This window comes from Pseudomonas sp. NFR16 (genome assembly GCF_900108875.1).
Lineage (GTDB): Bacteria > Pseudomonadota > Gammaproteobacteria > Pseudomonadales > Pseudomonadaceae > Aquipseudomonas.
The window spans coordinates 64,380-78,621 of sequence record NZ_FNYJ01000005.1; the positions used below are offsets into that span (position 1 = coordinate 64,380).

Sequence of the window (14,242 nt, forward strand, 5' to 3'; positions counted from 1 at the left end):
TCGAAGGCTTAGAGCCAGATAGAGAAGGGATGGTTATTGGTAATCTCCCCATAACGCATCCAGTCAACACACCCCAGGAAGATCCCTCGAGTGATAACTTTTCGGCCCCTCTGCTTATAGTGGGTGTTTTTGGATCTGATATTGGAATTGACCGGTCATCCGACTGTGTCGCCTCTTGGTGCACTCTTAGCCTTGCGAGCCGCTGCCAAGCTTTCGCCCGTTGCGTAGCCTCCAGCGCCTGCCGAAACAATGTTCAGCGCATTCGCAATGTTGTTGACCCTGTACTTGTTACCTCCGAGACCACGGACGGCAGACTTCGCGTTCTCAGAGCTGCCCACGCGATTCGCGAAGATGGCTTGATAGTCACGCGTGTAGTTGTCCGTAATGTTCATCGCTTGGGCGGAAGAGTCGTTTGCGACGGATCGTTTGAGCCGATCCATAGAGTTTCCTGAAAGACCAGATTCACCGATGGCTGCACTGATGGTGCCTTCATTGCGAATGCGCTGTAGGTTCACCTCAGTGAGCTGCCTACGGGCTTCGTCCTGTTTGTCGGCGGTCTGTAGCTTCAGGTCGTTGTCTGCAAAGTTGGCTTGCTTGACCACTTCGTTTTGTTGCTTGCGCTCGTTGTCGGTCAGTTGGCCTTTAGCCTTTGCACTTTCCGAGGCTCCCATGGCGGCGCTTGCTGCCGCGAGGATTGTCATTGAGGCGACGCCGCCAGTTGGATCACACATAGATACTCCTATAGCCAGAACTTTTTAAAAGGACGCCCTGAGGGGCTTAATGAAACACCTGCTTCGAATGTTGCATTCAGCGACTCTAAGAGCCGGATGTGAGGCCTATTCCCCATCGACACCCAATTACTTAGTTGAATATCAGGTGACTCATTTTTGATAGCGAATAAATGCTTCTTGAGGATTCGATAGAAACGAAACTTTTGCCCGACTGACAAGGCGCCAACTAAAATAGTCGTTACAAACCAGATGCCGCCATTCGAATGACCACCAACTGCTAAAAGTTTGCCATCGATTTTTATTGCATAGGTGGTTTCATCCAGCGCCTTTGCAAATACTTCGATGGGACTTCGCCCAGCCTGCATAGCATCAAGGTCCGCGAGGTCTCCTTTGGAAAGGTTCATCGCTGCGTTGTGCAGGTCTTGAATCGTTGCTTTCATCTTTTGCATTTTCACCTCTTTGTTTGAACGAACGAAGGCAGGACCCTTGATGGCATCCTGCTTATAGTGGGTGGTTTTAGTGGGTGTCAGCGAATCTCTACGCCCTGTGATTCCATGATCATCAGCAGAAGCTTTTGACTTACAGGGTCGTTTGGCACGAGCCCACGCAGTCCGTTGAACACGCCTGTCATGTATTCCTGATCGGCACGGCGGGAGTCCGTACCAGCAGCCCCGAAGGCGTTGTAGCCAACTTGGCCGACGTTCGCGAGAACACCGTAGGCGGGGACCTGTTCGGCCACCTTTCCGAGGACTCCAGTAATCCGGGAGTCGGTCGTAGGGCTGTACTTCAATGCACCAAGCTCACGCTGTTCCTTAGGGCCCCGAGGGAGAATCGAAGAGCGGACCATTGCGGCCTGATCGAATCCCAGAGGAGCCGCGACGATGTTCGCCAGACCCAGAGGAGCCCCGATGTGAGAGCTTCGGGACACCGCCGCGTAGGCCAGCATCTTTGGATCAAGGGCTTGCTTCAGGAATGGCTCACGCTGGTCCTTAGGCATTCCTGCCGCTTGGCTGTACTTCAGAGCCATGTAGGTGCTTAGAGCCAAGCCCGTGGAGATGACCACCTGCATGGTCTGATCAATGGCCCTGCCGTTCTTCGTGGCGTCATGGAACCCACGGATTAACCGAGAGTTGACCGAACGCATGGTGAAGTTCTTGAACTGCATGGCCGTCTTAACGCCAGCGCCATAGGCGACCGTGTCAGCAGACGACAGCTTGTGAGGGCGAAGAATCGTCTCATCGGCGATCTTGTCGCCCATCCGCCACAGGTCCATCGTCCGAGGATCACGCTGAAACGCTGCCCGGTCGGTGAGCTTGTAGGTGCCGTCTTTCTGTTTCGTCACGAAGGTCTTGATGAGGTCCTTCATTCCCTCGAATTGCTCGGGGGTGATCGACATTGACTTCAAACGTTGAGGCTCGAACAGGCGCGATGCCTTGCCCGCAATGGCGTGGTCAACGAGGTCTGAAAGGACGCCCTGACGGCCAGCGTCTGCGATGTAGTTGGACGATTCGGTGAGCAGCCAAGTGAATGGAGTCCATCGTGTTGACAGTTCCTGAGTAGCGAACTTGATGGACCCCACAACGTTGGCCGCAAGTGGGCTCGCACCGGCTTGGTCTCGTAAGCGCTCAATGATGTCCGAGCGGGAAGGCCGAATGTGGTTATCCAGCTCACGGCCAAACACCATAGAGTGCATGTCCGACAGGTCCTTAGCGCTGATCTTTGAGCCCCACTGAGCCATCTCCCTGAGGAGCGGAACGCCCTTGAGGAGCATGTGGGTGTGCCCTTTGGTCACCATCCCGGCAACCTCAGTGATTGACTGCACGCCCATATAAGCGTTCTTCGTGAAGAAGCTGATGTCAGCCAGTGCACGCGCAGCCGTCGCAAGGGTTCCCTCTACGTCGCGTCGGGCTCGTCCCGTCAGAATCTTCACGGCATCTTCAAGGGCCGCTTTCTCGGCTTTATTGCTCACCTTGACCCGGCCAATGTCGTTAACGAGTTCCGCTGTACTTCGGCCAGTGGCGCCCATGATCCCGATGTCACCATTCACACGCCTGTCGTAGCTTGGCGTTATGCGGGACAGGTTGAACTCACGAAGATCGTTGACCGCGAAGGTGCCCCCGTCAGATAACGGGATTGCCAAATCCGAGTCGAAGAGGTGGCGACCTTCAAGGAAGTTATTGACCCCAAGGCCAGCGCTTTCGGGGACACTTCCTTGTCCGTCCAGACCCAGCAAGGTGGTGCTGTTATGGTCCTCTGTTTTGGCGATGCCGTAAGCTTTGCTACGTGCATACTCCTCGACTGCCTCAGCAAGCTTGTCAGCCTCCAACTTCACACCGTCACGCGCTGCCCGCTCCGTTAGGAACTTATCGACTCGGGTCTTTACGTGTGGGCGAGCCGCATAGCTGGCAAGCCACGATTCCGTGATGGCGTGCTGCAATCCTTCCTCACCTCCCATGCGCTGAACTTGCAGGGCCTTTGCCGCCCCGCTGTACACGTTTGGAATGTAGGAGCCTGCGTGTCGTGTTTCGGGCAAGACTGAGCGAGCATTGCGGTTACCAAATTGAGCCGGCGACGCCAGCAGGTCAGCTTTGCGGTCGTAGTGCTTGCGCACCGTGTCCATCAGCTTCCGTTCACCCTCGGTGAGTTGAGCCAGCTTGTTGCCGGACTGGTCCTCGATGGCTTCGGCCACACGTCGGAACGCCCGATCAACATGAACCTCACGGCCTCCAGCAGTCAGCGCATAGGACGGGTCTTTGATTGCCTCAAGGACCTGATCGGCCATCGCGTTGTAGCTCACATGGTCCTGTCCTTGAATGCGCTCAATGATGTCTGAGGCAGTAGCCCCGAAGCGACCATTTGACCCGCTGACAGTCCCTGTCGTTGATCGGAACAGCTTATTGCCGATGTCCAGAACTTCAGGGTTATCGGAGCGATTCAGCGTGTAACCAATCTCCGTAAAGCCGCCCATTGAGACGCCTTTAGCCGCTCGCTTAGGCATCACCTCAGCAGCCTCAGCGATGAGCTTAGGATTCAGAGGGTTGTTTGCAGAAAGAATGGACCCGTCCTGAAGCCTTACCGCGCCGGGCTCACTCGGATGGTCAACATACTCAACACCAGCAGCCGTCTGAGGCTGTTCGCCTTCACGCCAAGGCATACGCGTTGGGTCCTCCTCACCAAGCTGGCGGGCTGTCTCTCGGGCCTCTAAGCGGAGGCTCGGGGCGGCGAACTCGTTGGCGTCATACGATTCCCCGTGTTTCTCGAAGAGATTCGTGTAGTCGTCTTCCGACATAGACCGACCGTCGTTCTGAGGGCCCCGTTCGCCGTGACGGGCAAGAATGGCCTCCAGTTCGCTGTCATCCGCTTCAGGGGCTTCTTTCGGTTTCCGTGCGGACGCCAATAGGTCCAGGTCCATATCGACGTTCTTGTTTGGCAGGGCAGACTCACCATGTCGCGCAAGGATTGACTCAAGGTCGGCATCAGCCATTTCGGGACGGGCAGGGGCTTTCGGGGCTGTTCTCAGTGCCCTGTCAAAAATGGCAGTTGCACCAGCGCCAAACAGCGCACCACCTACCAGAGCGGTCCCGTAATGGCCCTCAATGCCGGTCACGTTTTCGCGCAGCCCCTCAGAGGCCACAGCGGCGGCACCAGAGTACAGAGCGCCTTGGGTGACTCGGGATATCAAGCGCGCCCCAGTGGCTCCCGGAATTGGCGCGTATGTCAGTGGGTCAAGGCCCGCACCGGCGAAACCGCCAACGATCTGGGCACCGGTTCCCGCACCGTTGATCTTGCGTTGGTACTCCTGATTTTCCTTCGCCATCGCAATGGCATTCGGCAGGTTCGCTCTGTTGCCCTTTGCGAAGTCCTGCACGAACGAAAAGAACTGAGGGTCTACCCCTTCGCGCCGAATCATGTCGTAATCTTCGGCGGTCCAATTGGAAGTATCGTTCGGCTTTACCCATTCCAGCGGGTCCGCGTCTTCCATCGTTCCGTAGCGCAGAAGGGACCCTACGGGAGATGTCGCAAGGTTGGCCTCAACGGCGTCCCCCAGACCCTCAAAGGTCCCTTTCGGTTTCTCCCCGATGATGTTGGACAGTGTTTGAAAGTCTTGTTGAGTCTGAGGGGTGGTCCCGCCGGGAAGGTCGAGGTGACCCAGCTCCGGCAGTTCCTTTCCGACTCTGACAGGGGCCGTCACACCACGAGTGGCATCCTCGAACTGGACGGCCTCAGCCTTTATTGGTCACCTCCCGAGCATCAAAGAATCGGCGCGAGGCCGAATCGCCAGATACGTCCAGCAGCTTGCGCATGTAGTTCTGACCTTCAGGGCTGATCTTGCTGAAGTCCCCTTGATCCAGTGCGGCCAATTGAGGAGCGCCTAAACGCCCCTGTCCTTGGTTGTAGGCGAGTGCGGTTTTCAGATAGTCGCCCTTGTAGGTGGCGTTCAGGTCTTTCAGTGCCTTCGCCACAGCGGGGATTGCCTTAACTGGGTTCATCCGGTCTTCAGGGGTCATCAGGCCATAGGCCCGCCCGGTCATCTCGGTGAACTGCCCGAGCCCGAGGGGTCCTTTAGGGGATTCTGCGGAAGGGTTGAAACTGGACTCGTTGAAAATCAGCTTGTGCATGAAGTCGTATGAGATGCCTTGACGGTCTGCCTCTTGGCGAATCATGGCGTCGTAGGGTGTGCCTGCCGCTTTGACGGCTGCGTAACCTCTTTCCGTATATTTAGTCATTGAGTGATTTCCTTTGTCTGACCTCCTGCCCACATTCAAAACCAATCCAAGGCGCCCACAGTCAGGGCACCGGCTTGGTTCGGAAAGCAGACAGGAAGAAGCTTTAAGGGCCACCTAAGGCTGTCGGGCCTATGAGGGGCTTGAAGGGGGATGGTTTTAGTGGGGGTTTTTAACTGCAGACGAAGAAGCCCAGCGCTACTGAGGCCTTATGGACCTGAGATAGCAACTGGGCTTTGAGATTCCGAAATGGAAATGATCTTTCCTGGGGCGTGACGATTCCTTGGTGAACCCTTAGAGGCCCTCAGATGCCGAAAGTGATTAGGGCTTCACCACGTGTCAGGCCGTTTGGATAGCCTTAATAATTGCCGCTCGGTCGCCTGTGTGCCTTGCCCGAAGAACTACACCCAACGCAGCATCACGGGTTAGCTGAGTAAAAAGGAAAGGCCGCTTAAGGGTGTCCTCGTAGATAGCTTCCCGCGCAACGACGGGACCACCCGCGATGCGCCAAATGGTCAAACCCTCAGCATCGATGGTGGATTCGAACAGGCCCAGTTCAACAAACTCGGCAAGAGCAGCATTTAGACTCGCCCGGAGGTCAACGTGACGCCTCTTAGGTGTCGCTTTGGCAATGGAGAGGCTGTCAGTTATAAAGCGCGGAGCAGGCATTGTGGTCTCACTCGGGAAGCGTTAGGCCACTCAAGATATACGACCACTGCTCGTAGACACAGAATTACTTTCAGAGCGAGTTGTGATTGCCTGCTTAGCCTTACGATGCCTTAGGGTTACCCGATACGAACCGCTATGTACTTTGGTTCCTCATCTGAGCGGGATACGGCGTATTGCACATTGCTACCTGCGGGCTCCCGGGTAAGGGCCCGAATCAAGCTCTGAACATTCTCCCCATCGGCACCTTCAGCGCCCTGAGGAACCTCAAGCATTTCGGTTCGGGTAGCCCCGCCGCTGGTCCATGAACGTTTAGCTACCCACTTCCACGAGCCTTTACCGTGGTAGTCATCGTAGTCGTCGCTGTACTCCATAGAGATATAAATAGCGGGCTCTGAGGTCGCCGAGAAGCTGCCTATCAGAGCCATCGCAGCGGCTGTCATTGGGCGGTTTGAAATGCTTTGGGTATTCATGATGCGGGGCGTCCTCTGAATGTATGTGAGCAGTACTCACCTATCTCGCCACGCACTTTACGTACCCTCCGAGGACGAGTCAACGAATACTACTCACACACAAAAAGTCTCTCTTAATCCGCACAGGCGGTCGAAGCCCGGTGGGAAGCCTTGGAGGCGTCCTTGGATAGATGCCGTCCGCCCAGCGGCGTCACAGGGTCATTTATCCTCGCATTGGGCGCATCAGGGTCTGATGGTTCTGACGCCTGCCTCCATGCTTTATCTCCAGCCTTCATCAGAGTCAATTCAATGGGTCCTGTAACGTCAGCCATTTTGAAAACGAATTTTGTACGCTCCTTGAGTTTGAGTCGCTCTGTAAAAGAGATAAGGAGTTCATCGACACGCGCCATGCGTGTGGCATTCCATTCTTCCCGCTGCTTACCGGGCGGGGGAGCCGGAGCAATCCTGTCCGGAAATTTCGTACAGCCTTGCACCTCAAGGAGGTTCGTCAACATCTCGTCCCATTGTTCCTCAGGAGCCTCTATAGGGAAGCTATCCTCCGTGACGGTCAGTAAATCACCGTCTATCGAGTACCAAAGTGCATTCACATCTTTACCGCTTGGATCCCGCCCCAGCTTGAACTCAAACGCTTGAGGATGAAGCATTAAGATGCCTGACTTGTTGGTACCACTGACGACGGTAACGGAGAAACGAAGCCTGCTCAGAGGTATTCCAAAACGAGGCGCGTTAAATACAGGGACTTTCTCAAGACGCCTTCCTGTAGGAGGGTTTTCACAGGCCGACTCACCCGTCGAAGCCTTGCCTTGGCTCTCGGGCTTGTCAAAAGCATTCGAGGAAATTGCTTCCTCATGAGCGTTACCATAGGCCGCTATTGAGACATCGCCTTGAGCCTTAGCTACACATTCCGGCGCAATGGCATCGAACTGGACTTTGATCTGCTTCCATGTCGCTGAGGGATTCCCGAAGTGGAAAGCCGCCAGACATTTCAGGATGTCCTTGGTGACCCTCAAAGCTACTTCCCTGACAGAAGTGCGCAGAGAAATAGTCACGGCGTCAGACGTAGCCCCCCGAGCCCTAAGCCGCAAGTAATAAATTCCATTTCGCGTGAAGTGATAGGGGTTAGCTAACACGGTATCCAACAGTCCAGCCACCAATTTCCGTCCACCCATAAATGCGTTGTCAGCAAATATACAGGGCCCATTGCGCCCGCGTGCTCAACTCAATGCGCCCTGAGACGCTTAATCGCCAAGGCATCAACTCTCAAAAGCCGTCGATTGCTTCGAGTACACTGAATGAGTACACTTCGTCCAACCCAAGGGATTTTAACCCCTTGATTTTATTGGGTTTACGGCACTGATGCCCGTGTCGGCGGTTCGATTCCGTCTCTGGGCACCAAATACCGAAAAACCCCTGCATCGAAAGATTCAGGGGTTTTTTATTGGGCGCGATTTATTCAGCTCTGTTTCGTCCCGCCGCGCTTGGTAAAAAACCAGAGCTGAGATTCAATAGCCCCTCGCGAAACCACCCTCGCCTGCATAAGGACCGAACACGCATGGCCTCCCCAGACAAACAGCAGAAACGCGCCCAGCGGGCCAAAGCCAAGGCCAAGCAGAACCGTTCCGGCAAGGGCAAGCCGAGCCCGGTTCATCCGGTGCTCAACCACGCGTTCGTGAATGAGCCCTTTGACGATGTTTTCCTGGATCTGGCGAAATTCGACTTCAAGGACATCATGGAAAACGGCTTCGAGCCGGCTGACTACGACGACCTGTTCCAGGCGATGCAGAAGGCCGAGGCCATCAGCCTGCTGGCGATGTGCGTGGTTTTTCTGCAATACCCGGTGCTCGAGCTTGTGATTGCCGAGGAAGAAGAAGACCCGGCGACAGATTTCCTGATGGCGCTGTTGATCACCTATCGCGGCATCTTCCACGATGAAGAAGAGGACGTGACGGTCGAGTGGCTGGGCAGCGACGAATTTCAGGACGCCTACAACGAAGCGTCTGACATCCTGCAGCGCAAGAATGCGCGAGACGCAGGCCGCCGCTGATACTGCGTTTTTTATTTGCATGACACCGGTCAAGACGGTAGCTTTGCGCCACCACGAGAATGCAACTCCTTCTCAACAAGGCTCCCGTTTTGACCATGCCCCATCCTTTCCTTCCAGCGCCCACTGCGTCTGACGCTCACCACTACACGACGTCCCGGATTCTTCTGCATTGGCTGTCTGCTGTCGTAATCCTCTGGGCGACCATCAGTGGCTTCGGCGTCGCGCTTCTGGATGCGAATCATCCGTTTCGGCAGTGGGTGGAATCTTTCAATCCTCAGTTGACGAGCCTCTTCATTCCCTTCTTTGCCTGGCGAACCTGGCTGGCGCTCCGGGCCAGACCTCATCGCCCTCGCCAACCGCAGGAATGGCTGGCCAGTGCGGCGCACACGCTGATCTACGCAGCAGTGTCCGGGGTGCTGATCACTGGCGTGCTGATGATGAGCCATCCGGTCACGCTGTTGACGCTCATACCGCTGCCACAGCTGATCCAATCGAAGACTGCCCTGCTGCGGCTGCATGACCTGCATCACGTGCTGTGCGCGGTTTTGGCGGGATTGGTGGCGCTGCATCTGTCGGCAGTGGTGATGCATCAAGTGCGAGGGAAATCGGTGCTGGGAAGAATGCGCCCAGAAAGGTGATCACGACCGAGTGGCTCCCACCTCATCGCAGCTGCATCGTTACACAATGTGCGCACAAAAAAACGGCCACCCTCATTTCTGAGGGCAGCCGCTTTTATTTTGCCGGCAAAACCGGCTCATTCTCGTCTCAATTGAGCACGACTTTCCCCGTCTTCACCGCCTTGCGGCGGTTCGACACGATCAGGCCGGCCGCAACGACGATGATGCTCAGCAAGCCGGTCGCGATGATCTCCATGCGATGGCCTTCCTGGAACAGCATGATCGTCAGCACGGCGACGATGAACACGATCACAGCCCAGGTCAGCCCCGGAAAGAGCCACATGCGGAAGTCGATGGCCTGGCCTTCGGTTTCGCGCTTGCGGCGCATGCGCAGCTGAGAAACGGCGATCACCAGATACACCAACAGCGCGATGGCGCCGGAGCTTGCCAGCAGGAAGTCAAACACCGCAGCTGGCGCAACGTAGTTGGCAAACACCGCCGCGAAGGCTGCCGCCGTCGACAGCAGCACCGCCCAGTACGGCGTACCGGCTTTGCTGGTGCGCTGGGAAACGGCAGGTGCGTCGCCGCGCTTGCCGAGCGAGAACAGCATGCGCGAAGCGGTGTAGAGCGCCGAGTTCAGGCAACTGGTCACCGCCACCAGAACCACCAGGTCGACGATCAGCTTGGCGTTCGGAATGCCCATCAGATCAAGGACCGTCTGGTATGAACCCACCTCGGCCAGACGGCTGTCGTTCCAAGGCACCAGCGCCACGACCAGGAAGATCGAGACCAGGTAGAACAGGCAGATCCGCCAGATCACGGAGTTGGTGGCTTTGGTGATTTGCTGGCCCGGGTTCTTCGACTCGGCAGCCGCGATGGTGACGATCTCAGTGCCCATGAACGAGAACATCGTGGTCAACATGGCAGCCAGCACAGCGCCCATGCCGTTCGGCAAAAAGCCCTGAGTATCGTAGAGATGGCTGACGCCGCTGACCTGGCTGGCAGGCAGCAGGCCGAAGACCGCGGCCACGCCCAGGATAACGAAGCCGATGATCGCCAGCACCTTGATCAGCGCGAACCAGAACTCGAACTCGCCGTAGTTCTTCACGCTGAACAGGTTGGTTGCCGTCAGCAACAGGGTGATCACGAGGGTGAAGACCCAGATTGCGACGTCAGGGAACCATGCGTGCAGGATCGTGGCGGCGGCGTTGGCTTCCAGCGGAATCACCAACACCCAGAACCACCAGTACAGCCAGCCGATGGTGAAACCCGCCCAATGACCGATCGCGCGATCGGCGTAGGTGGAAAAGGAACCGGTGTCAGGCGAAGCGACCGCCATCTCCGCGAGCATGCGCATCACCAGAACCACCAGAGTGCCCGCTGCGGCGTATGCCAGCAGCACGGCAGGGCCCGCTTCGGCAATGGCATGGCCGGAGCCGACAAATAGCCCGGCGCCAATCACGCCAGCAATCGAGAGCATTGTGATATGCCGCGATTTGAGCCCCTGATCGAGGTTTGAAGAATTTGGGGTACTGCTCATGGAAGCGACCTTTGAGGAGTTTTCATACGGATCAGGACGTGAAGCGACCGTTCGTAAAGAGAAGACAACAGTCCTGTTATTTATTTTTTACGCAAAAACTACGCCAAAATATTTCAAAAGCGACGTCGTGCGTGGATATGCCCGTTGCAGAGGCGTCTAGTAAGTCCCTGAACGGAATAGCATTTAGCCACTCCTGTAGGAATTGTTACCGAGCGCAACAGGATAGAGACGTTTTGTCGCACCGAAAATACACACACGCGACTGATTAGCACCAAATAAGCGCATTTATTCGACCATCGAACCCGTCGCTGGCCGAAATACCCTTCCCCACGGCGTTTAAAGCTGGCACCATCGCGCCCTTTTTGCGCAAAGGCAGCTCGGTTCCCGTGCGCCAGCCAGTTATTGAAAACAGAGGACTGCACATGGCTGAGGCCACGCCCGCCCTGGAAATCCGCGATCTGCACAAACGCTACGGTCAGCTCGAGGTGCTCAAGGGCATATCGCTGAGCGCGCGTGATGGTGACGTGATTTCGATTCTAGGCTCCTCCGGTTCCGGGAAATCCACGCTGTTGCGCTGCATCAACCTGCTGGAGAATCCGCATCAAGGTGAGATTCTGGTGGCAGGAGAAGCGCTGAAACTCAAAGCTTCGCGCAAGGGTGAACTGATCGCGGCCGACAACCGTCAGATCAATCGCCTGCGCAGCGAGATCGGTTTCGTTTTCCAGAACTTCAATCTATGGCCTCACATGACAGTGCTCGATAACATCATCGAGGCGCCGCGCCGTGTGCGGGGGCAAAGCAAGGCCGAAGCAATCGAGATGGCAGAAGCATTGCTGGCCAAGGTCGGGATCGCCGACAAACGCCATGCGTATCCGGCGCAACTATCGGGCGGTCAGCAACAGCGCGCCGCCATCGCCCGTACACTGGCGATGCAGCCTAAAGTCATCCTGTTCGACGAGCCGACTTCGGCGCTCGACCCGGAGATGGTGCAGGAAGTGCTTAATGTGATTCGTGGTCTGGCGCAGGAAGGCCGCACCATGTTGATGGTGACTCATGAAATGAATTTCGCCCGGCAGGTTTCCAGCGAAGTGGTGTTCCTGCATCAAGGGCGGGTAGAGGAACAAGGATCGCCGCAGCAGGTCTTCGATGAGCCGCAGTCGGCGCGCTGCAAACAATTCATGTCCAGCAATCGCTAACGGAGCAACACCGATGCAGACCCTGAAAAATCTTCTGTTGGCCGCTGCCGCCACCTTGGCAGTCGCCTCCAGCGCCTTTGCTGCCGAGACCCTGAAAATGGGTGTCGAGGGTGCCTACCCGCCGTTCAACAACAAGGACGCCAGCGGACAGGTCGTAGGCTTCGACGTCGAGATCGGCAACGCGCTGTGCGCCAAGATGAAGGTCACCTGTGAAGTGGTCACCTCCGACTGGGACGGCATCATTCCAGCCCTGAATGCACAGAAGTTCGACTTCCTGATTTCTTCGATGTCGATCACCGAAGAGCGCAAGCAAGCGGTCGATTTCACCAACCCGTACTATTCGAACAAGCTGCAATTCATTGCACCGAAGACGACGAACCTGAGCGGTGACGTCAACGCCATCAAGCAGGCACTCGCCGGCAAGACCATCGGCGCCCAGCGCGCAACCCTGTCGGGCACCTGGCTGGAAGACAACTGGGGCGACGCCGTTACCGTCAAGACTTACGACTCCCAGGAGAACGCCTTCCTCGATCTGGCCTCCGGTCGTGTCGACGCGCTGCTTGGCGACAAATACGCCAGCTACGAATGGCTGAAAAGCAAAGAAGGCCAGAACTTCGAGTTCAAGGGTGAACCGTTGTCTGAGGATGACAAGATCGGCATTGCCCTGCGCAAAGGTGACCCTCTGCGCGAGAAGCTGAACGAAGCCCTCAAGGGCATCATCGAAGACGGCACCTACAAGAAGATCAACGACAAGTATTTCCCTTTCAGCATCCTCTGATCTGCCCGACCGATACCGTCGCGGCTCCATCAGCGCGGCGGTTTCTGTCCTCTGACCAAGCAAAGCCATGAACCTTGATTTACAAGGATTCGGCCCCGCCCTCGCGGCTGGCGTGCTGATGACCATCCAACTCGCCCTTTGCGCCCTGTGCCTTGGCCTCGTGCTGGGGCTGCTCGGCGCGCTGGCCAAAACCTCGTCTAACCGGGCGCTGCAATGGCTGGGCGGTGCTTATTCGACACTGGTGCGCGGCATCCCTGAACTGCTGTGGGTATTGCTGATTTACTTCGGCACGGTCAGCAGCATGCGCGCCATCGGCCATCTGTTCGGCATCCCCAACCTGTCGCTGAGCGCCTTCGCTGCAGGCGTCATCGCGCTGGGTCTGTGCTTCGGCGCGTACGCCACCGAAGTGTTTCGCGGTGCGATGCTGTCGATTCCCAAAGGGCACCGCGAGGCCGGGGTGGCACTGGGCATGTCGCGAGCACGGATTTTCATCAAACTGGTCTTGCCGCAGATGTGGCGCATCGCGCTGCCGGGGCTGGGCAACCTGTTCATGATTCTGATGAAGGATACCGCGCTGGTGTCCGTCATCGGCCTGGAAGAAGTCATGCGCCATGCGCAGATCGCCGTGACCACCACCAAACAGCCGTTCACTTTCTATCTGGTCGCTGCGTTTATGTATCTGGGCATGACTGCGCTGTCGATGATCGGACTCGCGTGGCTGGAAAAGCGCGCATCGGTCGGCTACGCGAGGAGCGCTTCATGAACTGGGAATTCGTCCTCAAATGGCTGCCCAAATTGCTTCAGGGCGCCACACTGACGCTGGAACTGGTGGCCATCGCCGTCGTTGCCGGCCTGATCCTTGCGATCCCGATGGGCATCGCGCGCGCCTCGCGGAACGCCTATGTGCGAGCGCTGCCTTATGCCTACATCTTCTTCTTTCGCGGCACGCCGTTACTCGTCCAGCTGTTCCTCGTCTATTACGGGCTGGCGCAGTTCGAGGCCGTGAGGCTTGGCCCGCTGTGGCCCTATCTGCGCGATCCGTTTTTCTGCGCTGCGCTGACCATGACCCTGCACACCACCGCTTATATCGCCGAAATCCTGCGCGGCGCGATTCAGGCCGTTCCGCCGGGCGAAATCGAAGCAGCGCGGTCCCTGGGCATGTCCAGAGGCAAGGCGCTGCTTTATATCGTCCTGCCTCGCGCAGCGCGTATCGGCCTGCCAGCCTACAGCAACGAGGTCATTCTGATGCTCAAGGCCAGCGCACTGGCGAGCACCGTCACGCTGCTCGACATCACCGGCATGGCCCGCACCATCAACGCCCGGACCTACATGCCCGAACAGACGTTCTTCATTGCCGGCATGATCTATCTGGTGATGTCCTTCGTGCTGGTGCAGGGCTTCAAGCTGCTGGAGCGGTACTTGCGCGTGGATGCCAGTCAAGGGCGATGATCTGACCCAGGCCTGTGAATGCGA

General features: G+C 56.9%; 13 protein-coding genes. 6 read left to right on the forward strand and 7 right to left on the reverse strand.

Annotated elements, in window-relative coordinates; translation table 11 throughout:
• Positions 1–155: 155 nt before the first annotated feature.
• The 6 genes from BMZ10_RS18905 to BMZ10_RS18930 all read right to left on the reverse strand — a co-directional run bounded on the left by BMZ10_RS18905 (position 156) and on the right by BMZ10_RS18930 (position 7,643).
• Positions 156–731 carry a virion core protein, T7 gp14 family gene (locus BMZ10_RS18905; RefSeq protein WP_218147266.1) on the reverse strand — a complete coding sequence of 192 codons (576 nt, stop codon included), beginning with the start codon at positions 729–731 and terminating at the stop codon, positions 156–158.
• 8 nt (positions 732–739) lie between these two features.
• A complete protein-coding gene (locus BMZ10_RS18910) occupies positions 740–1,180 on the reverse strand; it encodes a phage protein Gp13 family protein (protein ID WP_093465767.1) in 441 nt (146 codons plus the stop codon).
• Between the two features lie 77 nt (positions 1,181–1,257).
• Positions 1,258–4,923 carry a transglycosylase gene (locus BMZ10_RS18915; RefSeq protein WP_218147268.1) on the reverse strand — a complete coding sequence of 1,222 codons (3,666 nt, stop codon included), beginning with the start codon at positions 4,921–4,923 and terminating at the stop codon, positions 1,258–1,260.
• 31 nt (positions 4,924–4,954) lie between these two features.
• Positions 4,955–5,458: a transglycosylase SLT domain-containing protein gene (locus tag BMZ10_RS27845; protein WP_218147269.1), complete on the reverse strand. Its 504-nt coding sequence runs from the start codon at positions 5,456–5,458 to the stop codon at positions 4,955–4,957.
• 782 nt (positions 5,459–6,240) lie between these two features.
• Positions 6,241–6,594: a hypothetical protein gene (locus BMZ10_RS18925; protein ID WP_143070311.1), complete on the reverse strand. Its 354-nt coding sequence runs from the start codon at positions 6,592–6,594 to the stop codon at positions 6,241–6,243.
• A 113-nt stretch (positions 6,595–6,707) separates the two neighbouring features.
• Positions 6,708–7,643, reverse strand: a complete 936-nt coding sequence (locus BMZ10_RS18930; protein WP_143070312.1) for a hypothetical protein — start codon at positions 7,641–7,643, stop codon at positions 6,708–6,710.
• A gap of 503 nt (positions 7,644–8,146) precedes the next feature.
• On the opposite strand from BMZ10_RS18930, the gene BMZ10_RS18935 reads away from it, so the two are divergent.
• Both BMZ10_RS18935 and BMZ10_RS18940 read left to right on the forward strand, forming a co-directional pair.
• Positions 8,147–8,638 (forward strand): hypothetical protein, encoded by a 492-nt coding sequence (locus BMZ10_RS18935; RefSeq protein WP_093465775.1) that lies wholly within the window; start codon positions 8,147–8,149, stop codon positions 8,636–8,638.
• A 95-nt stretch (positions 8,639–8,733) separates the two neighbouring features.
• Positions 8,734–9,276 carry a cytochrome b gene (locus BMZ10_RS18940; protein WP_093466736.1) on the forward strand — a complete coding sequence of 181 codons (543 nt, stop codon included), beginning with the start codon at positions 8,734–8,736 and terminating at the stop codon, positions 9,274–9,276.
• 127 nt (positions 9,277–9,403) lie between these two features.
• On the opposite strand, the gene gabP is transcribed toward BMZ10_RS18940, so the two are convergent.
• The gene (gabP, locus tag BMZ10_RS18945) at positions 9,404–10,795 is read right to left on the reverse strand and encodes a GABA permease (protein WP_093465778.1); all 1,392 of its coding nucleotides are present in this window, start codon (positions 10,793–10,795) and stop codon (positions 9,404–9,406) included.
• Positions 10,796–11,217: 422 nt separating this feature from the next.
• Between gabP and BMZ10_RS18950 the strand changes: the two genes are divergently transcribed.
• The 4 genes from BMZ10_RS18950 (at position 11,218) to BMZ10_RS18965 (ending at position 14,218) form a co-directional block, all read left to right on the forward strand.
• Positions 11,218–11,991, forward strand: a complete 774-nt coding sequence (locus tag BMZ10_RS18950) for an ABC transporter ATP-binding protein (protein ID WP_093465781.1) — start codon at positions 11,218–11,220, stop codon at positions 11,989–11,991.
• 13 nt (positions 11,992–12,004) lie between these two features.
• Positions 12,005–12,769 (forward strand): ABC transporter substrate-binding protein, encoded by a 765-nt coding sequence (locus BMZ10_RS18955; RefSeq protein WP_093465783.1) that lies wholly within the window; start codon positions 12,005–12,007, stop codon positions 12,767–12,769.
• Positions 12,770–12,836: 67 nt separating this feature from the next.
• Complete coding sequence (locus BMZ10_RS18960) at positions 12,837–13,532, forward strand: ABC transporter permease (RefSeq protein ID WP_093465785.1); 696 nt, start codon at positions 12,837–12,839, stop codon at positions 13,530–13,532.
• The gene (locus tag BMZ10_RS18965) at positions 13,529–14,218 is read left to right on the forward strand and encodes an ABC transporter permease (protein ID WP_093465787.1); all 690 of its coding nucleotides are present in this window, start codon (positions 13,529–13,531) and stop codon (positions 14,216–14,218) included. Before BMZ10_RS18960 ends, BMZ10_RS18965 begins: the two co-directional genes overlap by 4 nt.
• Positions 14,219–14,242 lie beyond the last annotated feature (24 nt).

Coding starts and splice junctions, on each gene's coding strand:
- BMZ10_RS18905 (WP_218147266.1), bottom strand. CDS start 731: ATGTGTGATCCAACTGGCGGCGTCGCCTCAATGACAATCCTCGCGGCA.
- BMZ10_RS18910 (WP_093465767.1), bottom strand. CDS start 1,180: ATGCAAAAGATGAAAGCAACGATTCAAGACCTGCACAACGCAGCGATG.
- BMZ10_RS27845 (WP_218147269.1), bottom strand. CDS start 5,458: ATGACTAAATATACGGAAAGAGGTTACGCAGCCGTCAAAGCGGCAGGC.
- BMZ10_RS18925 (WP_143070311.1), bottom strand. CDS start 6,594: ATGAATACCCAAAGCATTTCAAACCGCCCAATGACAGCCGCTGCGATG.
- BMZ10_RS18935 (WP_093465775.1), top strand. CDS start 8,147: ATGGCCTCCCCAGACAAACAGCAGAAACGCGCCCAGCGGGCCAAAGCC.
- BMZ10_RS18940 (WP_093466736.1), top strand. CDS start 8,734: ATGCCCCATCCTTTCCTTCCAGCGCCCACTGCGTCTGACGCTCACCAC.
- gabP (WP_093465778.1), bottom strand. CDS start 10,795: ATGAGCAGTACCCCAAATTCTTCAAACCTCGATCAGGGGCTCAAATCG.
- BMZ10_RS18950 (WP_093465781.1), top strand. CDS start 11,218: ATGGCTGAGGCCACGCCCGCCCTGGAAATCCGCGATCTGCACAAACGC.
- BMZ10_RS18955 (WP_093465783.1), top strand. CDS start 12,005: ATGCAGACCCTGAAAAATCTTCTGTTGGCCGCTGCCGCCACCTTGGCA.
- BMZ10_RS18960 (WP_093465785.1), top strand. CDS start 12,837: ATGAACCTTGATTTACAAGGATTCGGCCCCGCCCTCGCGGCTGGCGTG.
- BMZ10_RS18965 (WP_093465787.1), top strand. CDS start 13,529: ATGAACTGGGAATTCGTCCTCAAATGGCTGCCCAAATTGCTTCAGGGC.